This is a genomic window from Bombella sp. ESL0378 (genome assembly GCF_009725845.1).
In the GTDB taxonomy this organism is placed as follows: Bacteria; Pseudomonadota; Alphaproteobacteria; order Acetobacterales; family Acetobacteraceae; genus Bombella; species Bombella pollinis.
This window is the reverse complement of record NZ_WNIF01000006.1, coordinates 176,745-203,483: the sequence shown is the minus strand read 5'-3', so window position 1 is coordinate 203,483 and position 26,739 is coordinate 176,745. Positions and strand designations below refer to the sequence as shown.

26 protein-coding genes and 1 tRNA gene are annotated in these 26,739 nt (G+C 52.8%); 18 read left to right on the top strand and 9 right to left on the bottom strand.

Translation table 11 applies throughout. The annotated features are described in order from the left end of the window. The first annotated feature begins 66 nt into the window (after nucleotides 1-66). Nucleotides 67-1,308 carry a lactonase family protein gene (locus tag GM556_RS04445; RefSeq protein ID WP_155573279.1) on the top strand — a complete coding sequence of 414 codons (1,242 nt, stop codon included), beginning with the start codon at nucleotides 67-69 and terminating at the stop codon, nucleotides 1,306-1,308. Nucleotides 1,309-1,380: 72 nt separating this feature from the next. Here the strand turns inward: GM556_RS04445 and ubiG are convergent, their stop codons facing one another. Further along, nucleotides 1,381-2,142 carry a bifunctional 2-polyprenyl-6-hydroxyphenol methylase/3-demethylubiquinol 3-O-methyltransferase UbiG gene (gene ubiG / locus GM556_RS04440; protein ID WP_155579387.1) on the bottom strand — a complete coding sequence of 254 codons (762 nt, stop codon included), beginning with the start codon at nucleotides 2,140-2,142 and terminating at the stop codon, nucleotides 1,381-1,383. A 125-nt stretch (nucleotides 2,143-2,267) separates the two neighbouring features. Between ubiG and GM556_RS04435 the strand changes: the two genes are divergently transcribed. From GM556_RS04435 to prfA, 6 genes are all read left to right on the top strand, one after another. Then, nucleotides 2,268-3,578, top strand: a complete 1,311-nt coding sequence (locus tag GM556_RS04435) for an aspartate kinase (protein ID WP_155579386.1) — start codon at nucleotides 2,268-2,270, stop codon at nucleotides 3,576-3,578. Beyond that, a complete protein-coding gene (locus tag GM556_RS04430; RefSeq protein ID WP_155573276.1) occupies nucleotides 3,575-4,618 on the top strand; it encodes a nitronate monooxygenase family protein in 1,044 nt (347 codons plus the stop codon). The genes GM556_RS04435 and GM556_RS04430 overlap by 4 nt, the downstream gene beginning before the upstream one ends. An 18-nt stretch (nucleotides 4,619-4,636) precedes the next feature. Then, entirely contained in the window at nucleotides 4,637-5,803 is a 1,167-nt protein-coding gene (locus tag GM556_RS04425; protein ID WP_155579385.1) for a RodZ domain-containing protein, read from the top strand. 90 nt (nucleotides 5,804-5,893) lie between these two features. Then, complete coding sequence (gene ispG / locus GM556_RS04420) at nucleotides 5,894-7,015, top strand: flavodoxin-dependent (E)-4-hydroxy-3-methylbut-2-enyl-diphosphate synthase (protein WP_155579384.1); 1,122 nt, start codon at nucleotides 5,894-5,896, stop codon at nucleotides 7,013-7,015. Then, a complete protein-coding gene (gene hisS, locus GM556_RS04415) occupies nucleotides 7,015-8,265 on the top strand; it encodes a histidine--tRNA ligase (protein ID WP_155573273.1) in 1,251 nt (416 codons plus the stop codon). The genes ispG and hisS overlap by 1 nt, the downstream gene beginning before the upstream one ends. Then, entirely contained in the window at nucleotides 8,262-9,335 is a 1,074-nt protein-coding gene (prfA, locus tag GM556_RS04410; protein ID WP_155579383.1) for a peptide chain release factor 1, read from the top strand. Before hisS ends, prfA begins: the two co-directional genes overlap by 4 nt. A gap of 9 nt (nucleotides 9,336-9,344) precedes the next feature. Here prfA and GM556_RS04405 read toward each other — a convergent pair whose 3' ends face one another. Further along, complete coding sequence (locus GM556_RS04405; RefSeq protein ID WP_155573271.1) at nucleotides 9,345-9,833, bottom strand: hypothetical protein; 489 nt, start codon at nucleotides 9,831-9,833, stop codon at nucleotides 9,345-9,347. Nucleotides 9,834-9,877: 44 nt separating this feature from the next. On the opposite strand from GM556_RS04405, the gene prmC reads away from it, so the two are divergent. Then, nucleotides 9,878-10,717, top strand: coding sequence for a peptide chain release factor N(5)-glutamine methyltransferase (prmC, locus tag GM556_RS04400; protein ID WP_155579382.1), 840 nt, complete (start codon nucleotides 9,878-9,880; stop codon nucleotides 10,715-10,717). Between the two features lie 179 nt (nucleotides 10,718-10,896). Then, a complete protein-coding gene (locus tag GM556_RS04395) occupies nucleotides 10,897-11,370 on the top strand; it encodes a DUF4167 domain-containing protein (protein WP_099027112.1) in 474 nt (157 codons plus the stop codon). 155 nt (nucleotides 11,371-11,525) lie between these two features. Here GM556_RS04395 and GM556_RS04390 read toward each other — a convergent pair. Further along, nucleotides 11,526-11,600: transfer RNA gene (locus GM556_RS04390), tRNA-Met, on the bottom strand. Between the two features lie 190 nt (nucleotides 11,601-11,790). On the opposite strand from GM556_RS04390, the gene GM556_RS04385 reads away from it, so the two are divergent. Beyond that, nucleotides 11,791-12,993, top strand: coding sequence for a mechanosensitive ion channel family protein (locus GM556_RS04385; protein ID WP_155573269.1), 1,203 nt, complete (start codon nucleotides 11,791-11,793; stop codon nucleotides 12,991-12,993). On the opposite strand, the gene GM556_RS04380 is transcribed toward GM556_RS04385, so the two are convergent. From GM556_RS04380 to GM556_RS04370, 3 genes are read right to left on the bottom strand one after another with little or no spacing between them, the layout of a single operon-like run. Continuing rightward, nucleotides 12,981-14,546, bottom strand: coding sequence for an amino acid permease (locus GM556_RS04380; protein ID WP_155573268.1), 1,566 nt, complete (start codon nucleotides 14,544-14,546; stop codon nucleotides 12,981-12,983). The two genes, GM556_RS04385 and GM556_RS04380, sit on opposite strands and share 13 nt — an antisense overlap. 28 nt (nucleotides 14,547-14,574) lie before the next feature. Further along, nucleotides 14,575-16,146, bottom strand: a complete 1,572-nt coding sequence (locus tag GM556_RS04375; protein ID WP_230873284.1) for an APC family permease — start codon at nucleotides 16,144-16,146, stop codon at nucleotides 14,575-14,577. A gap of 48 nt (nucleotides 16,147-16,194) precedes the next feature. Further along, nucleotides 16,195-17,064, bottom strand: a complete 870-nt coding sequence (locus tag GM556_RS04370; RefSeq protein WP_155579381.1) for an undecaprenyl-diphosphate phosphatase — start codon at nucleotides 17,062-17,064, stop codon at nucleotides 16,195-16,197. A gap of 162 nt (nucleotides 17,065-17,226) precedes the next feature. Between GM556_RS04370 and GM556_RS04365 the strand changes: the two genes are divergently transcribed. Beyond that, nucleotides 17,227-17,685 carry an MlaD family protein gene (locus GM556_RS04365; protein ID WP_155573266.1) on the top strand — a complete coding sequence of 153 codons (459 nt, stop codon included), beginning with the start codon at nucleotides 17,227-17,229 and terminating at the stop codon, nucleotides 17,683-17,685. A 13-nt stretch (nucleotides 17,686-17,698) separates the two neighbouring features. Here the strand turns inward: GM556_RS04365 and GM556_RS04360 are convergent, their stop codons facing one another. After that, nucleotides 17,699-18,766: an ATP-grasp domain-containing protein gene (locus GM556_RS04360; protein WP_155573265.1), complete on the bottom strand. Its 1,068-nt coding sequence runs from the start codon at nucleotides 18,764-18,766 to the stop codon at nucleotides 17,699-17,701. Continuing rightward, complete coding sequence (locus GM556_RS04355) at nucleotides 18,763-19,335, bottom strand: VTT domain-containing protein (protein ID WP_266137436.1); 573 nt, start codon at nucleotides 19,333-19,335, stop codon at nucleotides 18,763-18,765. The genes GM556_RS04360 and GM556_RS04355 overlap by 4 nt, the downstream gene beginning before the upstream one ends. A gap of 124 nt (nucleotides 19,336-19,459) precedes the next feature. Here GM556_RS04355 and GM556_RS04350 point away from each other — a divergent pair, with 124 nt between their 5' ends. From GM556_RS04350 to GM556_RS04320, 7 genes are all read left to right on the top strand, one after another. Next, entirely contained in the window at nucleotides 19,460-20,476 is a 1,017-nt protein-coding gene (locus GM556_RS04350; RefSeq protein ID WP_155579380.1) for a lytic transglycosylase domain-containing protein, read from the top strand. Nucleotides 20,477-20,578: 102 nt separating this feature from the next. Beyond that, nucleotides 20,579-21,808, top strand: coding sequence for a D-alanyl-D-alanine carboxypeptidase family protein (locus GM556_RS04345; protein ID WP_155579473.1), 1,230 nt, complete (start codon nucleotides 20,579-20,581; stop codon nucleotides 21,806-21,808). Next, nucleotides 21,795-22,454 (top strand): dTMP kinase, encoded by a 660-nt coding sequence (gene tmk, locus GM556_RS04340; protein WP_155579379.1) that lies wholly within the window; start codon nucleotides 21,795-21,797, stop codon nucleotides 22,452-22,454. The genes GM556_RS04345 and tmk overlap by 14 nt, the downstream gene beginning before the upstream one ends. Before the next feature lie 2 nt (nucleotides 22,455-22,456). Then, the gene (locus tag GM556_RS04335) at nucleotides 22,457-23,374 is read left to right on the top strand and encodes an AAA family ATPase (protein ID WP_155579472.1); all 918 of its coding nucleotides are present in this window, start codon (nucleotides 22,457-22,459) and stop codon (nucleotides 23,372-23,374) included. A 54-nt stretch (nucleotides 23,375-23,428) separates the two neighbouring features. Further along, the gene (metG, locus tag GM556_RS04330) at nucleotides 23,429-24,970 is read left to right on the top strand and encodes a methionine--tRNA ligase (RefSeq protein WP_155573262.1); all 1,542 of its coding nucleotides are present in this window, start codon (nucleotides 23,429-23,431) and stop codon (nucleotides 24,968-24,970) included. After that, on the top strand, nucleotides 24,967-25,752 hold the full coding sequence (locus tag GM556_RS04325; protein WP_155579378.1) for a TatD family hydrolase: 786 nt from the start codon (nucleotides 24,967-24,969) through the stop codon (nucleotides 25,750-25,752). Before metG ends, GM556_RS04325 begins: the two co-directional genes overlap by 4 nt. Next, nucleotides 25,749-26,537 carry an MBL fold metallo-hydrolase gene (locus GM556_RS04320; RefSeq protein WP_155573260.1) on the top strand — a complete coding sequence of 263 codons (789 nt, stop codon included), beginning with the start codon at nucleotides 25,749-25,751 and terminating at the stop codon, nucleotides 26,535-26,537. The genes GM556_RS04325 and GM556_RS04320 overlap by 4 nt, the downstream gene beginning before the upstream one ends. A gap of 43 nt (nucleotides 26,538-26,580) precedes the next feature. On the opposite strand, the gene GM556_RS08605 is transcribed toward GM556_RS04320, so the two are convergent. Next, nucleotides 26,581-26,739, bottom strand: coding sequence for a hypothetical protein (locus GM556_RS08605; RefSeq protein ID WP_196424597.1), 159 nt, complete (start codon nucleotides 26,737-26,739; stop codon nucleotides 26,581-26,583).

The following is a 26,739-nucleotide window of genomic DNA, read 5'->3' as shown; positions in this document are numbered from 1 at the left end:
GCAGAAAATAAAATTTTAATTTATTTTCTTGGCCATGGGGTGCAGTTGAAGGAGAGTAGATACGTCATGTCACAGAGTTTTTCCCGGCGTCAATTCGCTCTAGGGCTTGCTGGGCTAGGGGCTGCGACAGCCCTGTCACCGCTGCGTAGTGTTAAAGCCGAGCAGGCGCAACAGCCGCGTATTTTGTGTTTCGTTGGTGGTTATACGGAACACGGGCCGCCCGGTGTGACAGGCTATGGTAAGGGGATTGCCGTTTTCGAGATGGACCGGGAAACGGGTTTCTTAACCTTGGTTACCACCTTTATGGACATCCCGAGCCCATCCTTCATCACATTAAGCCGGAACCGGAAGTTCCTGTACGCGCTGAGCGAGGTTAATGATTTTGATAAGGCCGGTAGCGGCTCTGTCACGGCATTCTCGGTTGATACGCGCAATGGCACATTGGCCAAGTTGAACACGGTAAGCTCTGGCGGGGCAGTGCCTGCGCATCTAAGTGTTCATCCTTCAGGCAAATATTTGCTTGTTGCTAATTATATGGGCGGTAGCGTGTCTGTTCTGCCTATCCATGCTGATGGGTCTTTGGGTAAAGCAACGGATGTTGTACATAATTCTGGCCCTAAACAGCCTGAGCGCGCAGCTGATAACCCAGAGGGTAATTTCGCTGTGTCCGATCACTCTGGTGCGCATCCGCATATGATTGCCACAGACCCCAGCGGTACATTCGTGTTGGTGGATGATGCTGGGTTGGATCGTGTATATGTCTGGCGGCTGGACCTTAATACAGGTAAGTTGATCCCTGCGAAGAAGCCGTTCTACGAGATGGAGCCGGGCTCTGCACCGCGTCACTTCGTCTTCGATCATACGGGGCGTGTGCTGTATAATCTGTGTGAGCAGAACTCCAAGGTTGTGGTCTCCAAGTTTAATCCGCAAACGGGGGAGATTACCCAGATTCAATCTGTCAGCACGGTGACGTCTCACTTCCGTGGTTCCACGCTTGCTGCTGAGATCTTGATCGCAGAGAGCGGCCGCTTTGTTTATGTCTCCAACCGTCTTGGTGATTCTTTGGCTGTCTTCTCTGTAGGGATTGATGGCACATTGACGCTGGAGGATGAGGTCTGGATGCATGCCGATTATGGCCGTGCGATGATGTTCGACCCCAGCGGGACCTTCCTCTTCTGTGCGAACCAGCGGTCTGATTCTGTGACAGCCTTCCGTGTGGACCGGGAGACGGGCAAGCCTGTCTTCACCAATCACTTTACCGCTGTGGGCAGCCCCACCACCTTTGCCTTTATGGTGGCGGATTCATAAGCTCGCTATAAGGTAGGGTTTTCTGGAAGAAAGGCACCTTGTGATGAGGTGCCTTTTCTTTTTGCTGAAATGTTAGGGTTTGTGGAAAAGAGCGATGTAATTCACGCTCGTATCATGGCTCTCATACCACTGAGGAGGCCGATAGCTAAGGCCTTTGAGGTCCAAAAGCCGCAGGCCTGCTCGGCGTGCCATTTGGTCTAACTCCGCTGGGCGGATAAACTTCTTCCAATCATGGGTGCCGATGGGCAGAAGGCGCAGCAGATATTCCGCTCCCAATTTCGCCATGAGGAAGGAGCGGATGCTGCGATCCATGGTCGAGATGGCAATATACCCGCCGGGTTTTGTCAGGCTTACAAGTGTGGAGAGGAACTCTTGCGGGTCCCGTACATGCTCGATGACCTCCAAAGCGGAGATAACATCAAATTGCCGTCCTTCCTCCAATAATGCTTCTGCTGTGCTGCATATATAATGGAGAGGGGCTGCATGGGGGGGTAAAGGGTAACGCTCCAAATGGGTTTGGGCGGCCTTAATGCCCTCTTGGCTGGCATCAACCCCTAATGTGTTAAAGCCTAGGCTTGCAAAGCGTTCACAAGCGATCCCCGCGCCGCAGCCAATATCTAGGAGGCTGGGTGGTGCCGCTTGGGAGAATAAGGCGGAGGGGAGACGCTTGAAAACCCATGAGGTCCGCAGCGGATTCATAGCATGGAGGGGGGCCATAGGCCCTTTAGGGTCCCACCATTGTGCGGCTAATGCTGCGAATTGGTTAATTTCATCCTCCACAACGGACGAGGTGTGCGTGTGAGAGTGTTCGTGTAATGGTGATGAAATGGGCATTTTGGCACCTCTCCAAGAGTCGAGATGCTTTTCTGCCATGTTGTGGCTAGACGGAAAAGGGCAGGGGAGCTATGTGAGACAGATATTTATGCAATGATAGCCTTAATATTGGAGCCGCCTTTCAGATGTCCATGCCCGACTGTTCAGATGATACAGCGCAGTCCGTTGATGATGCGCTTTCGTCGCCATCTGTTTCTCGTACAGTCGTAATGAAGTTTGGCGGTACGTCCGTCAAAGACTTAGAGCGTATTCGCATTGTAGCGGAGAAAGTTAAAAAAGAGCGTGCGCGTGGGCAACGTGTGGCTGTGGTTGTCTCGGCGATGTCGGGTGTGACGAACCAAATGGTGCATTATTGTCGCGACCTCGACTCACAGGCTGATCCTGCTGAATATGACGCTGTTGTCGCCTCTGGTGAGCAGGTGACGAGTGGTTTATTAGCCATTGCTTTGGGGGCGATTGGGGTGCCTGCGCGGTCCTTCCAAGGATGGCAAATCCCATTACGGACCGATGAATCACATGGTTGTGCTGCGATTGAAGATGTGGAGGGACGTGCTTTGCGCGCCTGTATGGATGAAGGGGTAGTGCCAGTTATCGCTGGCTTCCAAGGGGTAGATGCGCATGGGCGTATTGCCACGTTAGGGCGCGGTGGGTCCGATACATCAGCCGTTGCATTAGCGGCGGCGATTAAGGCGGACCAATGTGACATTTATACTGATGTCGATGGGATTTATACAACCGACCCGCGCATCGTAAAGCAGGCCCAGCGGTTAGATCGTATTACTTATGAGGAAATGTTAGAGCTAGCCTCTGTAGGGGCTAAGGTGCTGCAAACACGCAGCGTTGGGCTTGCCATGCGCGAGAGGGTGCATGTGCGCGTTCTGTCTTCTTTTGTCGAAACGGACGATAAGAGCGGGACCATAGTTGTGGATGAGGACGAAAGCGTGGAAAAGAAGCTGGTTACCGGGATTGCCTATTCTATGGATGATGCGAAAATCACCATCCGACAAGTGCCCGATGAACCGGGTATAGCCGCACGGATTTTTGGCCCTTTATCGGCTGCAGGTTTGAATATTGATATGATCGTCCAAAGCATTGGGGCAGATCGTAGCACGAACATGACCTTCACCGTAGGGAAAGGTGATGCTGAGCGGGCATGCCAGATTTTAGAGGAAATGCGGGCTGATATTGGCTATGGGGCATTAAGTACCTCCCGCAATGTGGCCAAAATAAGCGTGGTGGGCGTTGGTATGCGCTCTAATACAGGCGTGGCGGCAACCATGTTCCGCACCTTGGCGGAGAAGGGGATTAATATTCAGGTAATCTCCACCAGTGAGATTAAGATTTCCGTCCTTATTGATGCAGAATATATGGAGCTGGCTATGCGTGCATTGCACACAGCTTATGGCTTGGATGCACCTGTTGGAGAACAGCCATGAGTGACGAGATGAAGGCACGCGCTGTATTAGACCAGCTTTGGAAGCCGGGCTGTGACTTTTTAGGGAGCCGGTACTCTATTCTTGGCGGGGCGATGTCATGGGTGAGTGAGCGCAATCTTGTTTCTGCGATTTCTAATGCAGGGGGATTTGGCGTAATTGCCTGTGGAGCGATGGAGCCGGAGCGTTTGGAGGAGGAGGTTGTGGCGACACAAGCTCTTACGGACCAGCCTTTCGGTGTGAATCTCATCACTATGCACCCGAAGTTAGAAGCCTTGGTGGATGTCTGCTTAGCGCATAATGTCAGCCATGTTGTTTTAGCTGGTGGCGTGCCGAGCGGGTCGATTATCCGCCGTGTGCGTGATGGTGGGGCGCGGGCTATGGGTTTTGCGCCGGCTGTGGCCTTGGGGAAACGCTTGGTCAAGCTAGGGATTGAGGCTCTGGTGATTGAGGGGTCTGAGGCCGGGGGGCATGTTGGTCCCGTCTCGTTGAATGTTCTTGCTCAAGAGATATTACCGAATATCACCGAGGTGCCCGTGTTTGTTGCAGGGGGGTTAGGCCGCGGGGATGCGGTTCTCTCTTACTTGGAGCAAGGGGCGGCTGGGGGCCAATTTGGGACGATTTTTGCGGCCTCGCAGGAGAGTATTGCGCATGAGCGTTTTAAGCAGGCTTTCCGCCGCGGTAATGCGCGTGATGCTGTAATGTCCGTACAGTTGGATGAGCGGTTCCCCGTCATCCCGGTACGCGGCTTAGCCAATGCTGCAACGCGTCATTTTATGGAACATCAGGCTGATGTGATTGAGCGTTTCCGTAAAGGTCAGATTGAGCGTGAAGCAGCCCAGTTAGAGATTGAGCATTTCTGGGCTGGGGCGTTGCGGCGCGCGGTGATTGAAGGCGATGTTGAAAATGGCTCGATGATGGCCGGACAATCTGTGGGGATGGTGAAAGAGATTCGCCCTGTTGCAGAGATTATTACAACATTGGTGGATCAAGCAGTCGAGGCTTTGCAAGTGCGTGAGCGTCGCCTTCAGGGTATGGAATAAGGCAAGCAAGAGGGTACCATGACAGAAGCAAATAAAAGGCATGATATGGCCGGGCAGGCATCTGTGACGCTTGGTGCCCGCTTGCGGAAGCGGCGCGTAGAGCTAGGCTGGAGCTTAGAGCAGGTTGAGTCGTATCTTAAAATGCGACATGCGACTCTTCAGGCGATTGAGAGCGAGCGTTATGCGGATTTGCCCGATAAGGTCTATGCGTTTGGTTTCATCAAAAGCTATGCTCACTTCCTTGGTCTTGATGTTGCAAATGTTATGGAGCAAGCCGAGCGAGAGCTTGCCTCCCTTGTGCCAAAACGACACACAATGCAGCTAGACCTTCCCGGCCCGCAAGAGGGACGCTCTGCGGGTTTGTGGCTCCTACTGGGCGTTGGGTTGATCGTTATCGCCGGTGGTTATGTGGGGTGGTATCATTTCTATTCCCATGGGGAGTTAGGCTCGTCCATTTTGCCTGCGCATATGACAAGCGAGGCTAATGCCCCTCAAGCAGTGGAGAAAAAGGCCGTTGCGACTGTCACATCCACTTCAGAGACACAACCTCAGCAGCTTGCTACAGTATCTCCCCCAGTAGGAGCGACCTCACCGCAGGAAGGCGCGCAGAAGGTAGATGAGTCGGCCAAAGATACGCCCGACATACCACCAGCACCGGAGGCTCTACCATCCTCCACGGAGGGAAGCAGCTCTTTTGATAAAGAAGGACAGGCTATCGCTAATGGGCCTGTTACATCTGTTCAAACAACGTCTCCAACGCAGGGGCCAGCGGAGCAAAAGCCGGTGGATGTCCCCTCAACTGCGGCTCAACCTGTTGCGGCAACACCTGCACAAAAGCCGGTTGTTCAGCCGTCTCAGCCTGCTCAGCCCGTGGAAGATGCTGTAAGCATTGTGGCGCGTGAGGATAGTTGGGTGCAGGTAAGTGATTCAACGGGGAAGGTCCTTTTCGCGAAGGTTCTGAAGCCGGGTGAAACATGGCAAGGTACGGCTGGGGCGAGTTATCGCATCACCTGTGGTAATGCGGGGGGTGTTGTTTTTCAGACAGGGAATGTTGTAAGCGCACCTTTAGGGCAGCGTGGGCGCGTGGTGCGTAATCTAACTGTGGATGCTACCGCCATCACGCAGGGTCATTATGGCTATGGCTCTCCATTAACGGGAGCGTCCCCTGCAGCGGCTGCGCACTGATAAACGCCGCCATACTATTATGCTTGCTCTGTATGTGGGAGCAGGTTGGTTCATCATGGGTTATAAGAGAAGTAACCCGGAGAGGTTTTAATGAGCAGTTTACGTCCTTATCAGCATATTGAACGCCGTAAATCACGGAAGATCTATGTTGGTGATGTTGCCGTTGGTGGTGATGCACCTGTCTCGGTGCAAACTATGACGAACACACTCACCACAGATATTGAAGGTACAATTGCTCAAATACGCAAAGCTGAATTAGCTGGCGTGGATATTGTGCGTGTATCTTGTCCTGATGTGGGGAGTACGGAGGCCTTAAAAACCATTGTGGAGGAGGTCAACACCCCCATCGTTGCGGATATCCATTTCCACTATAAACGGGCTATTGAGGCTGCTGAGGCCGGGGCCGCTTGTTTGCGGATTAATCCGGGGAATATCGGCAGTGCGGAGCGTGTGCGCGAGGTTGTAAAGGCAGCGCGTGATCATGGCTGCTCCATTCGTATTGGGGTCAATGCTGGCTCTTTGGAGCGTCACCTATTGGAGAAATATGGTGAGCCAAAGCCGGAAGCTCTTGTCGAAAGTGCGTTAGAGCATGCGAAGATTCTTCAGGATCATGATTTTCATGAGTTTAAAATCAGCGTGAAGGCTTCGGATGTCTTTATGGCGGTGGAAGCCTATAAGCAGCTTGCTGCTTGTTGTGACCATCCGCTTCATATTGGCATTACAGAGGCCGGGTCTAAACGTGCGGGGACGGTGAAATCCGCACTAGGGCTTGGCAATCTCCTTTGGGCTGGCGTGGGTGATACGATGCGTGTCTCACTATCTGCCCCTCCAGAGGAAGAAGTGCTGGTTGGGTGGGATATTCTCAAATCCCTTGGTCTGCGTCATCGTGGGGTGAAGATTATTTCATGCCCCTCTTGTGCGCGGCAGGGCTTTAATGTGGTGGAAACCGTCCAGACGTTAGAGGACCGGTTGCAGCATATTAAAACACCGTTGACACTCTCCATCATTGGCTGTGTGGTTAATGGTCCGGGTGAAGCTTTGATGACCGACATTGGGGTGACAGGCGGTGGCTCTGGTCGCCATATGGTCTATGCTGCGGGTAAGCAGGATCATACAATGCCCGCTGACAATATGATTGAGCATATTGTTCAGCTGGTAGAAGCACGCGTGGAGGCTATAGAGGCCGGTACAGCTGAGAAGGCCGCACATTAATGGCACGTTTGCAACCCCCGCGCGGGACAAAGGATCTTTTAGGCGAGGATATGCGCCGCCATCAGCGGGTGATTGACGCTGGGCAGACAATCTTCCACCGCTATGGTTTTCGCCAATGGGCAACGCCTATTTTTGAGGATACGGCCGTTTTTGCGCGTTCCTTAGGGGAAAGCTCGGATGTTGTCTCTAAGGAGATGTACACATTTGAGGATCGCGGTGGTGAGAGCCTCACCTTACGTCCAGAAGGAACAGCGGGGGTTGCACGGGCGTTAGTCTCCAATGCGTTGACGCAAGCCCTCCCGCAGAAGATTTTCTATACGGGACCGATGTTCCGTTATGAGCGTCCACAAAAAGGCCGTTTTCGCCAGTTTCATCAAATTGGGGCGGAGCTGATTGGGGCGGAGAGTGCTTTTCGAGATGCAGAGATTATCGCCATGGCGCGGGATTTTCTGGTCTCGCTTGGCTTGGGTGATGACCTCACGTTGGAGCTAAATACGCTGGGCGATAAAGCGAGCCGTATGGCATGGCGGGAGGCGTTGGTCGCTTATTTTCGCCAGCATGAAGAGCGTCTCTCGGAAGAGAGTCGGGCACGGCTTGCGCTGAATCCTTTGCGCATTTTGGATAGTAAGGCCGAGCAGGATAAAGCCCTCTTAGCGGATGCCCCTGCGTTTGATGATTTCCTTAATGAGGATTCTCGTCATTTCTGGCAGGAGTTGAAGGCGGCCTTAGCGGCTTTTGGCGTCGCGTTTGTGGAGAATCCCCGCATTGTGCGTGGGTTGGATTATTACAGCCATACAGTCTTTGAGTTCGTCACGGATAAATTGGGCGCACAAGGGACGGTGTTGGCTGGTGGTCGTTATGAAGGATTAGTGGAGGAGATGGGCGGCCCTGCCGTGCCGTGTATCGGTTGGGCTGCGGGGATTGAGCGTCTTGCGGCATTAATTGCCCCCCCTGCGGAGGAGGTGAGCGATGTTGCGATTCTCCCTATGGGAGATACAGCCTTGCTTAAGGCAGCGTCTCTTGCCCGCACATTGCGTGACCATGGTTTCTCCCTTGCGATAGAGACGCGGGGGAATATGAAGAAGCGGATGGATCGCGTTGTGCAATCTGGTGCCTCTCATGTTCTTTTCCTCGGTGATGATGACCTCGCTCGTGATGTGGTGCAGTTGCGTCATCTGGCCACACGGGAGCAAGAGGAAGTCCCCATTGGGCAGCTTGTTGAGGCTTTGGAGCGCGCTCGGAACTCATGAGCACGGCGATTGAGCATAAGCTAGAGCTGATTATTGCTCGTTTTGAGGAATTGCAGGCTCTCATGGCCTCTGGTGAGGTGGAGGGAGAGGCTTTCTCCCGTCTATCGCGTGATTATGCGGCGATGGAGGAGCCTGTTGCGGCGATTCGGGCATGGCAAGAGGGGCAGAAACGTCTCAAAGAGGCGCAAAGCCTTTTGCAAGATCCGGAGATGAAAGAGCTTGCTCAGCAAGAGCTAGAAGAGGTCGAGGCGGAAATGCCCGCTTTGGAGCAGGCGATGCAGCTTGCACTGCTCCCTCGCGATGATGCTGATGAGCGTAGCGCGATTTTAGAGGTTCGACCCGCGGCTGGTGGGGATGAGGCGGCTCTTTTCGCTGCAGAATTATTTGAGGCTTATCGCCGTTTTGCTGAAAATAACGGCTGGCGTTTTGAGGTCATGTCCCTCACAGAGAGTGAACTTTCTGGCATGAAGGAGGGGATGGCGACCATCACAGGGCGCGGCGTGTTTGCACGGTTTAAGTATGAATCTGGTGTGCATCGGGTTCAACGTGTCCCTGCGACAGAGAGCCAAGGCCGGATACATACCTCCACTGTTACAGTCGCTGTTCTGCCAGAGGCGGAAGAAGTGGATGTGGAGGTAAATGAGGAAGATTTACGGATTGATGTGTATCGTGCCTCCGGTGCAGGGGGACAGCATGTGAATAAGACTGAAAGTGCTGTCCGTATCACACATTTACCCACGGGTGTTGTCGTAGCGATGCAGGAGGAAAAGAGCCAGCACCGCAATAAGGCCAAGGCAATGCAGATTTTGCGCGCTCGTCTTTATGAGGCAGAACGCCAAAAAGCCCATGAGAACCGCGCGGCAGATCGTAAGTCCCAAGTGGGGACGGGGGATCGGTCAGAGCGGATTCGGACCTATAATTTCCCCCAAGGGCGCGTGACGGACCACCGCATTAATCTGACTCTTTATAAGATTGCTCAGGTGATGGGCGGGGAGTTTGGTGAGATTGTCAATGCGCTCACCCATCATGAGCAGATGGCCCTCTTGGCAGAGGAAATCGGCCAGCCTTAATGGTCGCGATTAGCTGTTGGAGGTAATACAGCGGGAAGAAGGGCCATTGCGATGCTCAGCGGCGGTAGGGTCATCCTCATCCATCAAGAAGAAATCTTTAAACTCTTCTGTGCCGATGGCTTCGTAATAATGCCCATCAGGGTTATGGAGGATACCTTCCCCACTTACTGAGCGCGTTACAGCATGGCCATCACGCATAATGGTGATTGTACCGCACAGGCTGTAAGGCAGGTCCGTCCGGCCTAAAGGTAGTGGAATAATAGCGGAATCATCAGCATGGGCGAGGTCGAGATGGAAGGTCGCTGCAAGCTGTCCATTTACATAAAGGCGTGATTCCTCGGATAATTCATCCGAGGCGCGGCCATCATGGACGGTAAAACTCCCTCCCGTTGGGCCATCGGGCATGGGGGGTGTTGTGGCACTCCATGCCGAGGCGGTGAGGATGAAACCGCCTAAAGAGGATAAGAGTACGGAGCGAAGGTACGGGCGTATGGTCATGTTATCCTCCCAAAAAAGACAGGTGAGCCGTCGGAGATGATGTTATGCGTAAAATAGACCTTTTACGGCACGCCGTGGAGAGGCTTTCTCTCGCAGGGATTGAAGATGCTAGCTCTGAGGCACGTTTATTACTTTGCTGGGCGTGTGAATGTACGCCGCTGGAGCTTATGCACCTTACGGAGATTGAGGCAGCACCTGTGGATCGTTTTTCCACCGCGCTGGAGCGGCGATGTGCGCGGGAGCCTATGGCCTTCATCACGGGGGAGCAGGGCTTTTGGACGTTGGATGTCTCCGTCTCACCAGAGACACTCATCCCACGCGGGGATAGTGAGAGCCTAATTGAGGCGTTATTGGCGCATAAGCCAGAGCGTGAGTCTGTACGCTCGATTCTGGATATAGGGACAGGGACGGGTTGCTTGCTCCTGGCTGCTCTTAGTGAGTATCCGCAAGCGTGGGGATTGGGGGTGGATATTGCGCCCCAAGCTGCGCAGTTAGCCCAGCATAATGCGCGGCGGAATCACTTAGCAGAGCGAGCCGCTTTTATTGCAGGCTGCTGGGCAGAGGCAGTGAAAGGGCCTTTTGATGTGGTGCTCTCTAACCCGCCATATATTGAGCATGAGGCCATGGCACAGCTCATGCCGGAGGTCCGGCAGTATGAGCCACATCGTGCTTTAGATGGTGGAGATGATGGGTTAATCGCCTATCGTGCTTTATGCAAAAGCCTACCGCATTTATTGGCAGAGGATGGCTGTGCAATTTTAGAGCTAGGGATAGGCCAAGCCGAGGCCGTAACCCTATTAGCAGAGGCCGAGGGGTTAAAGCGTGTAGCGTGCCGGAAAGACCTTGGCGGGATAGAACGTGCGTTGGTTCTTACCTTTTCGTAGGAAAGCGGTTGGCTTATGCGCTAAGGCCTGATAGATTACGCTTTGTTAAAGAGAGAGGTGATGCGGGCAGCGATAGCCCTTGCCTCTTTGTTCTGGTGTTTCTTCCCAAGCGTAATAAGAAGAAGCAACAAATTGGCGACTTTAATGCACCATTTTGAAAAGATTGCGGGTTTGAGAATATGAAGCGAATGAGGAACCGTCATCATCGTGCAGGCGGGGGCGGGGGAACGTCCCGCGGCAATAATGGTCAGATTCCTCTGAACCGGAACCATGTGTTTGAGAGTCACGGGCCGGATTTGCGTATTCGTGGCACAGCTCAGCAGCTTTTTGAGAAATATCTTCAGCTAGGGCGCGATGCAACTGGGACAGGCGATCGTGTGCAGGCGGAGGCCTATTTCCAACACGCGGAGCATTATTTCCGCGTTTTGAATGCGATGAATCAAGCCGCACAAGCTGCTCAGCAAGAACGTGCCGAGCGGCAGCGCAATTATGAGCAAGCACGGCAAGAACGCCGCGATGCACGGGAGCGTAGAGAGCAGGATGAAGATGATTCTGCCCCTGTAGCGAGCAGCAGTGAACGCCGCCCCACAGAACGGCGGAGACGTGCTGAACGTCATGAGGAGGACGCTGAGCCTCAGGATGATGAAGATTGATTATCTCTCGTAAGGGGGAGATGGAGGAAGCAGATTGGCCTTAGGTCAATCTGCTTTTTTTATAAAGAGAAGTGGTGCAAAACGCCAAGCAATATAACGCGCTTGCGCTAAAGCACGCATATCGAAGAACGCCACATCATTTTATAGGAAGAAGATGGTAGCGGCGGACGGATTTGAACCGCCGACCAAGGGATTATGATTCCCCTGCTCTACCACTGAGCTACGCCGCCATCATGTCTTCGTAAGCCCGCGCTCACGATGGGTGTGCTTTTATGGCAAGCGGCTGGGTGAGTCAACACTCTAGGGGAATAGAGTTTGCGTTTTTTATTCTTTTCTATGTTCTTTCAGAGATGTGGCTGTTATTTTTCTCCCTCGTGAACGTTCAGCCATATTAGCCATAAGAGAATGGGGGCGGCCTTTTTGTCTCAGCATTTTACAGATGTCTTGTTCACTTTCAGCAATGCGTTGTCTTGGTTACCACCGGCCATCGTATCTATCCTTATGTTGCTGATTGTGGGGTTGGCGGCCTTTTATTTAGGTTATGGGGCTAGTGCGCTCATTTTGCGTATTCCGGGTACGCGTAGCGGGGCGATGATTCGCAATACGGTGAGTGCATTGCGGCGGCCTATGCAGGTGATGGTGACGGTATTTGCGCTCCTCGCCGCCTTACCCGCAGCGACAGGCTTTTCTTACGATCAAGAGCAAGACCTTCGCCTTTTCCTATTCTTTGTGTTGATTTTGGTATTTGGTTTCTCCCTCATCACTACATTTCGCTTAATGTCAGAGGCGTATCTTAACCGTCTGGAGCGGCTAGATTATGCAGATGACATCATGGCGCGTGCCCATCAGACGCAAATTAAAGTATTGCGGCGGCTGGGGGAGATCCTAATTGGCCTTATCACGGTTGCTTCAGCGTTAATGCTCTTTCCTTCGGTGAAGCAATATGGGGTGTCTCTTTTTGCCTCTGCTGGTGCAGCGTCTTTGATTGTCGGTTTATCAGCCCGTGGCTTACTGACGAATCTTATCGCTGGGGTACAAATTGCCATTACCCAGCCTATCCGTATGGAAGATTTGGTGGTGATTAATGGGGATTGGTGCTGGGTGGAGGAGATAACAGCCACCTATGTGGTGCTGCGCGTCTGGGATTGGCGGCGTCATATTGTGCCTATCTCTTATTTTCTTGAAAATCGTTTTGAGAATTGGACTCATAATTCCGCAGCGATTACGGGGGTTGTGTTTCTTTGGTTGGATTATGATGCCCCAATGGATGAAATCCGCGATGTGTTGCGGGAAATCGTACGGGGCTGCCCTTTATGGGATGGCAAGGTGTTTGATGCCCAAGTGTCTGACTGTACAGACCAAGCTATGTCAGTGCGTATCATTGCGAGTGCGCGCAATGCGATGCAGAGCTGGGATTTACGCTGCGATATTCGGGAGAAGGCTATTGCCCATATTCGGGAGCATTTCCCTCAAGCCCTGCCGCGGCGGCGTGTGGCATTTGTCTCGCCCGAGACAGGGGCGAAGCTGGACATAACAGACCCCGATACATTGCTCTCACCCCCTATACACTGCCCCCCGCCGGGCAGCTATAGGGGGCCGGAGAGTGGGGCTCACTCCGGGTGAGATGATGTCCCTTGCTCGTGAGGGCGCGATGGGGCCATGAGGGAGTTGTGAAATCCATAAAAACGATATGTTAGTACCCCGATGAGGAAATAGCCGACCAAGAGAAGGACAGGCACGGGGTTTCCTCCCAATAGGGCATGCACCATATTAAAGAGCAGCGGTAGAATCATCACAAGGCAGAAGATAATTCCGAGAAGGGGTGTAACACCAATCCAAAAACCGCGAATGCGGATTCCCCCTAAAGGCACGCGGAAAGGGCGTTTAGTTTCAGGTGCGTAATTACGTTGCCAAATGACGGTAAAGCAGACCATGGCAAAGGCAAGGGCCGTACCGAGGGAAACGAGGTCGCTGATAATATCAATAGGGAGGGTCGCCGTCATAAGGGCAATAATCCCGCCCATAATGAAGGTTCCACGCGCAGGGGTACGATAACGGGGATGTATTTCGCTAAAGACGGAGGGGATTAATCCATCGCGCCCAGTGGTTAGCAGGATACGCGATTGCCCATACATTAAACCCAGCAGCACAGAGGCAAGGCCAATGGTTGCCCCACCATTGACTAAAAGCGCAAGCCATGGCTTGCCCATAATTTGCGTGGCTACGGCGAGGGGGTCTGCAACATCAAGCTTAGCGTAAGGGACAATCCCTAATAGAACAGCTGCTACAGCGACATAGATAACGGTGCAGATAAGCAAGCTGCCGATAATCCCGATAGGAATATCTCGCGTTGGATTGCGGGCTTCGGAGGAGGCGGTGGAGACGGCCTCAAACCCGCCATAGGCAAAGAAGATAATTGAGGCGGCACGGAAAATCCCTGCCACGCCAAAATGGAAATTCGCTTGAGCAGGCGGGATAAAAGGGACCCAGTTGGCAGGGGTAATATAGCCCACGCCGATAATGAGAAAGAGAAATAACACGCCAATCTTTAACGCTACGATGAGGGAGTTAAAGCGTGCCGATTCCTCCACCCCACGGGCTAATAAGGCCGTCACCAAAATTACGGAGAGAAACCCAATAAGATCGAGCCGCCATCCCGCTGTTAGGGCAGTCCCTTCAGAGCCGGGGACAGGCTGTAGGCTGGTATGGGTTAACCATTGCGGGAGATGGATGTGGAAGATGCCTAATAGGGAGTTTAGATAGCCCGAAAGCCCAGCCGCCACTGCCGTGCAAGAGATGCCATATTCCAACAGCATGAGCCAGCTAATGTTCCATGCCGTGCGCTCTCCCATAGCGATATAAGCATAAGAGTAGGAGGAGCCTGCTACGGGAAAGGTTGAAGCAAGTTCCCCATAACAAAAGGCCGTAAATAAGCAGGATGCTGCGGCAATAAGGAAGGAGAGCAGGACGGCCGGACCTGCATATTCTGCCGCGGCAGTACCCGTCATGACATAAACACCTGCCCCAACGGTCGTCCCCACTCCCATTAGCAGTAATTGGGTGGCCGTTAGGCTGCGTTTAAGCGTCATGGAATCATTTTCCGCCGTGATTTGATCCATCGTTTTCCGCCGTGGATCACGACGTTTCTTAGCGGAGTGACGAGAGTGTTTAGGCATAAGAGTGAGAGGCTATCCAGTAATGGCGTTAGGAGTGATGATTATGAGGGTGATGGGGAGATTTCTGGTTCATAGTCGAGTTATGTCGCCCATAAAAGAGATAAGTGCATACCCCGAGAGCGGCATAGATGATGAAAAAGAGCAATGGGATGAGATTTCCGTTGAGTGTGGAGCGTATAATGTTCAGCCCAAGGGGTATGAGCATACAAAGGCAGAAGAAAATCCCTAATAAAGGGGTAATGCCCAACCAAATACCACGAATATAGATAGCCCCCAGTGGCACTTGGAAGGGACGATGCGCCTTGGGGTCCTGATTACGTTGCCAGATAACGGTAAAGCAGACCATGGCAAAGGCTAGGGTCGTCCCAATGCAAAGGAGGTCTCCTAGGAGGGCGATAGGCATGGTTGCACTCATCACTCCCATGAGGAGGCCGAGCAGAATTGTGGCGAGCCATGGGGTCTTAAACTGGGGATGAATAATGCTGAAGACGCGTGGCAATAAACCATCATGACTAATGGCATGGACCATGCGGGAGATTGCATAAAGCAGCCCAATTAGGACCGAGAAAAGGCCGATGGTTGCCCCTGCATTGATGAGCAAAGCAAGCCATGGCTTATGGATGAGCATTGTGGCAACCGCTAAAGGGTCAGCTCTATCAAGAAGATGGTAAGGGGCTACCCCTAAAAGGACAGCGGCAACGGTTACATAAACGATGGTGCAAATTACAAGGCTACCAATGATGCCGATAGGGACATCACGCGTTGGGTTGCGGGCTTCTGCCGCAGCGGTGGAGACGGTCTCAAATCCGCCATAAGCAAAGAAGATGATAGACGCTGCCCGAAAAATCCCCGCAATGCCGAAATGGAAGTTCCCTTGTGAGGGGGGAATAAAGGGATGCCAGTTGGCAGGGCTTATATAAAACACACCAATCGCCACAAAGAGGGCAAGAACAGCGATTTTGATGCACACAAAAGTCGTATTAAACCGTGCGACAGCTTCAATCCCGCGTATGAGAATGAGGCTGATAAAGAGCATCACAAGCAGCCCCGGTAGGTTGATGCTATGGTGAAATGATAAAAGCCCACTGGTGGAATGAGGAATAGATTGAAAGGTCGTTTGGGTAATAATGGCGGGGAGATGGATGTTAAAGTTTTCCAACAACGAGGTAAGATACCCCGAAAAACCAGCGGCAACAGCCGTGCCAGCAACGCCATATTCCAACAAGAGGAGCCAGCCGATAACCCATGCCATCCTCTCCCCCATGGAGAGATAAGCGTAAGAATAAGCTGAGCCAGATACGGGGAAGGTAGAGGCTAACTCTCCGTAACAAAGTGCAGCAAAAAGGCAGGCCGCTGCAGCGATGAGAAAGGAGAGTAAGACAGAAGGGCCAGCATATTCCGCCGCGGCTGTCCCGGTGATGACATAAACCCCCGCCCCGATAGCCGTACCAACCCCTAAGAGGAGGAGCTGCGTTGCCCCAAGGCTGCGCTTGAGGTTGTGTTGCTTGCCTGTGGCTTGGATTTGGGCAAGAGTTTTGCGGCGGGCTTTATTCATCCATAACGCTCCGAAAACGGTATGATACCGGAATATTTCTTTCATGGCCTTTTAGAGCGCATTTGTAAATTATGAGATGTCTTTTTTCTGCTTTTAGGGGGCGATATAGAGCCATAATCCGCTGCCAATACCGGCAATGAGGCAGTAAAGACCAAAGCCCGTTAAGGTATGTTGGCTCTCCTCCTTAAAGAAGCGCAATAATAAGCGCGAGCAAATAAACGCCGTGATTCCGGCAATGAAGGCCCCTAAGAGGGATTGTTCAATGATAGGGGTGGAGAGGTGAGCATGGCGGAGCTGCCACGCTTCTTTAGCCGTAGCGGCAAGGATAATCGGTTGAGCCATGAGGAGGGAGAAACGTGTGGCTGTAAGATGGTCTAGCCCGCGCATTAAACCACCATTGATGGTTGCGCCAGAGCGTGAGAGGCCGGGGAGCAGGGCAAGACACTGCCAAAAACCTATCGAAAGAGCATCTTTTAGGGTTAGGGAATCAAGCTTAGGTGAATCGTTTTTACTAAAGTGTGTCTGGCGTAAAGCACGGCGGCGCATAGCTTCTGTCGTGATGAGCAAAAGGCCATTGAGGGTAAGAAAACCCGCTACCATAAGGGGGCTGGCAAATATATGGCGGAGATAATGCTCAAATATCCCCCCGATGAACACCGCTGGTAGCGTTGCCACTACGAGCAAACGGCATAAATGTAGTGCTTGAGAGCGTTTTTGTGGGGTTTGACGCGGCGTAAAAAGCCCAGAAAGAATCATCCACCAATCGGCCCAAAAGACATGAGCGAGAGCAACCAGTGTGCCAACATGTAACATGGTTAAGAAGGGCAGAAAGAGTGGGCTATGCTCATCCAATGGCCAATGCAACAAAGCAGGAAGGAGAACAGCATGACCCAAGCTACTGACAGGGAAGGGCTCTGTAATACCTTGGAGGAGGGAGAGGATAACAGCCTGAAATAATGTCATAAAAGGACCATGATGTCGTGCTTCATTACGGAGAAGCGGGGAAAATACGCGTCAACGCTGGTAGGGTGTAAAAGGACATGATAACGTGAATGTGTAATATGTTATCAAGCCCTTCATTTCGCCATAATGGTAACAGAAGGTCGATGAGATTTCGAGGTGTCTATGCAGGCAATGATTAAAGGGCGTGGTGGGGCATTTATCGCCAGTAGCTGTGTTCTTATAGCGGCCTGCACGTTCTTGGCCTATGGGCTGGGGCTGCTAAAGGGGCCGGGGCGGCATATGGTGGGCTATCATGCTGTTTTTAGCTCCGCAAATGGTCTAGCCAATGGTGCGGATGTAGACCTTGCCGGGGTGACGGTTGGCCGGGTGAAGGCGATTACCCTGAACCCAGAGACAGCCGTTGTGGATGTGTCCTTTGTGGTGGAGGATCGTTTAAAATTACCGTCCGATACGGCTGTTGGTATCGGGGCACCCACTGTGGGTGGGGATAATGCCTTGCAGATAATGCCCGGTAAGGCGACCCAGACTTTACCTGCTGGGGCTGTAATTATGGACGCGCATCCGCTGCTCTCTTTGGAGCAGCAGATTAGCAATTATATCTTCGGTGCGGGGCAGCTTTAAAAAAGCGCGTGGCTTAGTCGTTTGTTGGATAAGAGGCGAGGAGGCGGCGTTGCTTTAACCAAGAACGCAGCGTGCCGAGGATGCCTGAGCTTTTCCACCCTTGTTTGCGTTTTTCAGCCCCAATGAGGAAGGCCTGCCGATAATGGTAGAACTGGGTGAGGTAGGCCTCGGCTAGAGTCGTTCTGCGGTCCCAAATATGGATAGCTTCTGACCCGACACCATTAATTTCGATAATCTGGAAGTCCTTCCCCTCACGCAGGGATTCAGGGGAGAGGACTTTAAGATCAATTCGTCCAAAGTGGAAATCAGGTATATCCTGCACAATGGCGCAGATTCGTTCCTCTAGCGCAGGGGTGATGTCTTGCTTACCGTTACGGAAGATGGACCCTTTGCAATGATTCCCCGCAAAGAGGAGTGAAAGCGTCTCTCCAACAGGCAGAACCTCATTTTCCCGCCCCTTAATACGAGGAAGATATAATTGAGGAATCTGCCCCATGCGTGGGTCGTTGAGGATAAGGTCTTTTAATGTTGAATGTCCATCACCAGTAAGGATGGGAGACTCCTTGTAGGTGAGGGAGGTAATATGGCCTTTTTCATCACGAGGATGCCGAATGTAAAAAACGCCAACTTCCGATGGATAGGGGACAAGCTTTTGCACCATCAACGCCACCCCGGTAGGGAACAGGGGCAGGACATTTTGGAGCATGTCTTGAGAGGTGATGAGCTTTACGCCTGTTCCGTTGCAGCCAATATCAGGCTTCAATACGAAGGGGTAGGTAATCTCTAATGAATCCAAAGCAGCGAGTACTTTTTCGAAGGCCTGAGCGTCATTTTGGATAACACGATAAGGGGCGATGACTTCTTGGGCGATAGGGCCAGCGAGATCGAAGATGGAGCTTTTACTCTCCCCACACAGCCCGCCTGTTTCAATACGAGGGTTAGCCGCGGTAGGGATGGTTAAATCCCCGTAGCGTAACCCCATAAAGAACCAATAAAGTGCAATGGGGGTATAGAAGATTTTGTCAGGCCAAAACTCAAATAGAGAGAGGGAGGAACCATTATGGTCGGACTGAAGGGTCATGATTTGTGACTTCTACGCTGAAGATGACCGATGAAGCGGCCCATCATGAAAATACAGAGTACGAATCCTACAATACCCGCCCAACGCCAGCCGGTTTTATGGGCGAGAAGCCACCCGCTAATATGTAGGGAGAGAAGAAAGAGTAAGCTCGTCCATACTAATGTTGCGGCAATGGCTGTAAGGGCAAACGCACAGAAAGGAGCACGGAAAAACCCGCAAGCCGTGTAAAGTGGCAAGCGCACACCGGGGACAAAACGCGCAATAGCGACAACTGCAATGATGTTGCGGGAGAACCATTTGCGGGCCTGTTCCTCACTCGGCAATGTGAGAAAACGTCTAAGAAATTGCCAATGGCTCCCAGCAAGGCCAAGGCCGTATAATCCAACATCCCCAACAACAACTCCTACATAAAGGCTTAATAAAGCGGCTATGCTGGAAATATTGCCATTTTTAGCAGCAGTGGCCGCTAAGACGGTTGCAACATCCTCTAGGATGAACGTACCAAGGATGATTGAGAACGCCTTCAACCAAAGAGGCTGGGACGCCATAAGAGCATTGAGACGAATCACAAAGAAACGGCCTTAACTATGAAGAGAGCGCGTTGTGGCACGAAATAGATTGTTCTTCAATTCCTACAACGCATGATGTGGGATAAGGTTTTTATAGAGGAAGGGATAGTGTGGGATGGTTAATATGCTAGGTAGACGTAAGCTTTTAGCAACTATGATGGCCAGTACGGTAGCCTCTAGCGTGCCGCTCTGGGGCGCACGGAATGCATGGGCGCGTGGGGATTCGTATCAGGCCTTTTTGCAGGGAGTTCGCCAACAGGCCCTTGCAGAAGATGTCCCCTCTGATGTGTTGAAGGCAGCGTTAGCGTTGACGGCACAGCCGAATCAGGAGGTTTTACGCTTAGACCGTCATCAACCTGAGTTTACAATGACATGGGCGCAGTATCGTCAGCGTGTCATTACCTCATCGCGCATAGAGCAAGGGCGACAGGTTTATCAGCGTGTTAAAGGCACACTCAGCCCATTAGGGGCGCGGTTTGGCAGTGATGAATCGAGCGTTATGGGCATATGGGGTTTGGAGTCCGGCTTTGGGGCTACGCAAGGGCGGTTTAATGTGATCGACGCCCTTGCCACACTCGCTTATGATGGACGCCGGGCCGCCTTTTTTCGGAGTGAATTATTAAAGGCCCTGCATATTCTTGGTCAAAGGGCGATAGCTCCCGCGCGGATGATGGGGAGTTATGCAGGGGCGATGGGGCAACCGCAATTCATGCCGAGTGCTTATCTGCGTTATGGTGCCGATGGTGATGGTGATGGCAAATGCGATATTTGGACCTCTGAGGCCGATGTTTTTGCCTCTATTGCGCATTATTTAGGCCGGTCTGGTTGGCAGCGTGGGGAGCCATGGGGGGAGGAAGTAACGGTTCCCTTGGGAGTTCATGGGCAGTTCCAACAAATTGCTGCAACAAAATCGCGTCACGCTGCCGTTCATCCGGTGGGGACATGGGCGGCGTTAGGTGTCCGGCCTGTGCAGTCATCGCGTTTTTTAGCCCCGCAAGCTGAGGGGAGTTTGCTTCAACCTGATGGGCCTGGTGGACAAGCCTTCCTTGTTTATCGTAATTTCCGAGCGATACGAGCTTATAATCCGTCCGATTATTACGCATTAGCGGTTGGGATTTTAGGTGATTACATTACCCGCTAAGATGTTTTATCGGGTATGGCATGATGGTTTCTAAAAAGAGGGCTTCGCCATTGTGGCAGGGCCTATAGCGCGGGGATTGACGTGCAGACAAGACGTTCTCTTATGGGGGGAGTAGCAGGTTTTTCGGCCTGTTCCTTACTGGCATTATCACGGCTGGGGCACGCTAAAGGGGCCGCGCGGTCAGAGCAAGGGAATCTGGCTGTAAAACAAGCCATTGCCGCGCATTCGGCGAGTGTTTCGGATTCGGCTACAGGGGATGCCACAACCCCTATGGGGCCGATGCCAACCTCTGCGCGTTGGGCTTATATTCTTGATAGTACGACCAACACCGTATTGCTCAGTCGCAATGCGGAGGAGCGCATGCCGCCATCATCCTTAACAAAAATGATGACGGCTTATGTTGTTTTTGCCTTTCTCGCCTCTGGTCGTATTCGGCTGGAGCAGATGTTCCCCGTTAGCCATAAGGCGTGGCGGATGGAAGGCTCGCGTATGTTCGTGCCGCTGGGGAGTTCTGTCAGCGTGGAGGACTTAATCCGCGGCATGCTCATCCAGTCGGGTAACGATGCCTGCGTGGTCTTAGCGGAGGGGATTGCTGGCTCTGAGGAACGATTTGTCACCTTGATGAATGAAGCCTCCCATCGTATCGGCTTGCATAATTCTCATTTTATGAATGTGACCGGCCTGCCTGCGGATGACCATTATATGTGCGCGCGGGATGTGGCAGCACTGGCCCAACATCTCATCTCTGACTTCCCGCGTTATTATCACTTCTTTGGGGAGAAGGAGTTTACCTTTAATCATATTCGCCAAGGCAACAGAAATGTTCTTGTCGATAAAGGGTTAGCCGATGGTTTAAAAACAGGCCATACGGATGCGGGTGGCTTTGGCCTCTGTGCAAGCTCGGAGCATAATGGGAATCGCATTATTGTCGTCATTAACGGGACTTCTTCTACCAATGAGCGCGCTCATGAAGGGGAACGATTGATGAGCTGGGCGTTTTCTAGCTTTGAGACAGTTAAGTTCCTAAGTCGTGGGCAGGTGGTCGAGCCTAAAGCGGCTGTTTGGATGGGAGAGCATCGCAGCGTGGCCCTTGCCGTGGCAGAGGATGTTAGTTTGACAATCCCTATCGGCTGGTCCTCGAGGGTGCAAATTAGCGTGGATTATCCATCTCCGATTGCTGCACCCGTTGTTGTAGGGCAGAAGTCCGGCCATGTATCGGCTGGGTTGCCCGGTCAGCCGCGTGTATATTCACCGCTTTATACGGTGGATTCTGTGGAGGAGTTGGGCATTGTGGGGCGGCTTATGGCACGATTTGGCCATGCGCCGGAGTAAGCATCCCGGTATCTTCATCACGCTAGAAGGTGGAGAAGGCGGGGGTAAAACTACCCAATCCCACCTTTTGAGTGAGCGTTTGCGGGCGGATGGATGGCGCGTTTATCAAACGCGCGAGCCCGGTGGTACCCCTGCGGCGGAAGCCTTGCGGAATCTTCTCCTTTTTGGCGAGGCGGAGTTTTGCTGGCAGGCCGAGATTATGGCGCATATGGCAGCTAGAGCGGACCATCTCGCCAAAGTGATTCACCCCGCCTTAGCTGAGGGGCAGATTGTGGTGTGTGATCGGTACCACGATTCCACATGGGCGTATCAAGGTTATGGGATAGGCCAGAAGAAGCCGGAGGTTTTAGCCTTCATCAATGCGTTGCGTCAGCTTGTTGGTGGGGAGCCAGACCTGACCTTATGGTTGGACCTCCCTTGTGAGGTCGCTCATAAACGTATCGCACAACGTGGGGGCAAGCTGGACCGTTACGAGGGCCAGCAAGCGGCTTTTCATGAGCGCGTGCGTGAAGGCTTTCAGGCCATGGCTGAGTGCGATTTGGAGCGCATTGTTCGGGTGGATGCAGAGCCTTCAGAGGCAGAGGTACAAGCCCGTTTATATGAGGTTGTGACCCAATATCTCGCCCAAAAGAGGGGAGCATCGTGAGCCTGCCAGAACCGCGACAGGCCGCGCGTTTATGGGGGCATGAAGCGGCTGTACAACGGTTTGAGGAGTCGTGGCAGTCTGGGCGTTTGCATCATGCGTGGTTGATTTCTGGCCCAGCGGGGGTGGGGAAGGCGACTTTGGCCTTTCATCTTGCGCGTAAATTATTGGGGGGAAGTGACCTAAATAGCCCTGCCGGGCGGCGCATCTCCGCTGGTACACATGGGGATTTGTTGGAGATTGCTCGTAAGATTGACCCGCGCAAAGGGCGGTTGAAGGGCGAGATTACGGTTGCAGAGGTCCAGCCGGTACAGACGTTTCTTCATCATACCGCTACAGAGGGCGGGTGGCGCGTTGTGATTGTAGATGGGGTGGAGAGCTTAAATCGCTTTGCGGCGAATGCGCTGTTAAAGATTCTGGAAGAACCTCCTCCTAAGGCTGTGTTATTTTTGACAACATCAGCTCCCGGCGCGTTATTGCCTACGCTGCGGAGCCGTTGTCGGCCTTTAACGCTTTCTGGCTTGGATGAGCAGGCCATGCGGGCCTTGATTCCCGATATATCTGCTGATTTGCTACGCCGCGCTCATGGCTCACCGGGGCGTGCGCTCTTTTTGGCACAAGATCGTGATGGCTTATGCGCGGGCTTGGTTGAGCAGGTGATAGCAGGCACGGCTATGGATTCTGAGATGTGGGAGCGTGTTAAGCAGATTGCGCGCGAAGGGGAGGGCTTTGCCCTTTTTTGTGATTTGTTTAGTGAGGCTTTAGCCACGCAAGCGCGGGATGCGGCGATGGAAGGCAACAGCCTACAAGCCGCAGAGCGGGCGGAGCGTGTTCGTCAGCTAGCGCAACTGCGCCAGCAGACAGAACGCTTTAACCTTGATAAAGCAGAAGCACTCCGAGAAGCCCTTGCTCTAGCCCCCTAAAGGCTGGCAATAACAGGTGGCAGTATAAAGACTTGAAGCGAGATAGGACGGCTTATGACGCGGCGTTTTACCATCACGACCCCCATTTTTTATGTGAATGGCGCGCCACATATTGGCCATGCCTATACCTCTATTGCGTGTGATGTCATTGCACGTTTCCATCGGTTAGATGGCCAAGAGGTGTTGTTTGTCAGCGGGACGGATGAGCATGGTCAAAAAGTGGAGCAAAGCGCAAAAGCGCAGTCTGTTCCGCCGCAAGAGTTTGCCGATCGTATCTCCCAAAGCTTCCGTCAGATGCAGCGTGATATGGCGGTGCAGACTGATGAGTTCATCCGCACGACAGAGCCGCGCCATAAAAAGGCCGCCCAAGCATTATGGGAAAAAGTGGCGGAAAATGGCCATATCTATTTGGATGCTTATGAGGGGTGGTACTCCACACGCGATGAGATGTTCGTGGGCGAGGATGAGATTACCAAACATCCCGATGGCAGCCGGACGGCTCCCTCTGGGGCTCCGCTAGAATGGGTGCGGGAGCCCTCTTACTTCTTCCGCCTGTCTGACTTCCAAGACAAATTATTGGCGTTATATGAGGAGAATCCCGACTTTATCGGCCCTCATGGGCCAAAGCGAGAAGTGATTAGCTTTGTAAAGCAGGGTCTGCGGGACCTCTCCATCAGCCGGACGAGCTTTAAATGGGGCATTGAGGTACCCGGCGATGCGGACCATGTCATGTATGTGTGGTTCGATGCTTTGGCGAATTACCTCACCGCCGTGGGCTATCCTGATATGAAGGACCCGCGGCATGTGCATTGGCCAGCGGATGTGCATGTGGTGGGTAAGGAGATTATCCGCTTCCATTGCATTTATTGGCCTGCCTTCCTCATGGCCGCAGGTTTGCCCTTGCCTAAACGTGTTTTTGCTCATGGATGGTGGACCGTTGAAGGCGAGAAAATGAGCAAATCGCTTGGTAATGTGTTGGACCCCAAAGCCCTTGCTGATGAGTTCGGGCTAGACCAGCTGCGCTTCTTTTTAATGCGGGAAGTCCCCTTTGGAGGGGATTCTAACTTTAGCCGCCGGTCGCTCATTACGCGGATGAATGTCGAATTAGCCAATGACCTCGGCAATCTTGCTCAAAGAACACTCAGCCAGATTGCGCGTAATCTTGATGGTGTGTTGCCAGAGCGTGGCGCATTGCAGGAAGATGATGAGCATATTTTAGCACAAGCCAGCCTTCTGCCCTCTATGACGCGTGATTATATCGGGCGTTTGGCCATTAGTGATGCGTTGGAGGAGATTTGGAAACTCATCCGTGAGGCGAATGCGTATATTGATAGGCAAGCCCCTTGGGTGTTGAAGAAGGAAAACCCCGCCCGCATGGCTGATGTATTGCGCGTGTTGGTCGATGTTATCCGCACAGTGGCGACTTTGCTCCAACCTTATATGCCTGATACGATGGCGAAGATGCTCGACCAGCTAGGTGTTGAGGAGGCTGAGCGTTGTTTTAAAGCGTTGGAAACACCCCTCCCCGGCGGGCGGGTGTTGCCAAAACCGCAAGGGCTATTCCCGCGCTTTGTGGAGGATGAAAAAGGCGCATGAAGGGGCTGATTGATACTCATTGCCATTTGGACCGGCTAGAGGACGTGCCAGCCGCTTTGGAGTTTGCGCGGCATCATGGGTTAGCGGGGATGATTACGATTGGCACGCGCTGGTCAGAGCGGGCGCGCCAACTGGCTTTAACCGCGCATGATAGCCCGGAGCTGCGTGTGTGGTGTGCGTTGGGGACACATCCCGACCATGCCCATGAGGAGGCCCTCCCTAGTCTTGATGAGATGCTCACAGCTCTTGAGGCCCCGCAAGTTGTGGCGATTGGGGAATCTGGGTTGGATTATTTCCACGGGACAGAGGCGGTGAAGCCTGCGCAACAAGCCTCTTTTCGCCGTCATATCGAGGCCGCGCGGGTAACGGGTTTGCCGTTGGTGATTCATACGCGTCAAGCTGATGACGATACGATTGCTATCTTGCGGGATGAGCATGAGAAAGGGGCGTTCCCTTTCTTAATCCATTGTTTTGCCTCTGGGGCGAAGCTTGCTGAGGCGGCTTTGGCGTTGGGGGGGTATCTTAGCTTCTCTGGTCTTTTGACCTTTAAAAAATGCGAGGAAATCCGCGAGGTTGCGCGTCATGCCCCTGAAGATCGGCTTTTGGTGGAGACTGATAGCCCCTTCTTGGCCCCTGTGCCTAAGCGTGGCAAGCCCAATACGCCGGGTTATGTTATGCATACGGCGCAGCGTTTAGCTGAGGAGCGTGGGATGACGATGGAGCAGCTTGCGGCAGTGACGCGGGCTAATACGCAGCGTCTTTTTACAAAGAGTGCTGCATGAAGGTGACAATCCTCGGTTGTGGTGGCTCGGCCGGTGTCCCGATGATTGGGGGTGCTGAAGGAGCTGCTACGGGGATATGGGGCGTGTGTGACCCTGCTAATCAGCGGAATTATCGGCTGCGCTCTTCTATTGTGATAGAGTATGAGGGGTTTCGTCTGTTAGTCGATAGCGGGCCAGACCTCCGCCAGCAAATGCTTCATAATGGGCTGACACATATTGATGCAGTCTTTTACACCCATGCACATAGTGATCATATCGCAGGGCTAGATGAATTACGGGCGGTGAATCGTGTGATTGGCCGTCCCATCCAACTGTTAGCGAGCCAGGTGGTATTGAGTGAATTGCGGCAGCGTTTCTCTTACGCTTTTCGCCCGTGGGAGGGCGGTAATTTCTATTGCCCGGCTTTTGACGTACAAGAGGTCCCAGATTATGGCCCCTTTAGTCTTGGCCCTTTAACAGGCCATATCTTCCCGCAGAAGCATGGTTGGACGAGGAGCCTCGGCCTTAGGGTAGGGGATTTTGCTTATTGCACTGATGTTGAGAGCTTCCCCCCTGAATCCCTCACGGTTTTGCAGAATCTATCCATGTGGGTGGTAGGGTGCTTTCAACGGAAGGCTCATCCCTCTCATGGGTGGGTAGGGCGCGTGTTGGAGTGGCGTGAACAACTCCGCCCCCGTCATACAGTCCTGACCCATATGGGGCCGGATATGGATTATGAGTCCCTCTGCCGCTTATTGCCAGAGGATGTAAGGCCCGCATGGGATGGCATGGTGCTGTCCCCTTAAATGTTGCAGCACCATGCATTAGATGATGTTTACTGTCTTAGCCTTATTCTGGCGGATAAGGCTGCGGGTACGTTACTTTGTTAGCGGGGCCGGGTGGTTGCGGGTCATCATATTGACCGCAAGCATTTAGCCCAAACAGCATGCTTCCCCCCACAAGGGCAAGAAGGCTTAGTTTGATGAGTGTCGTACGGATGGAGCGCAT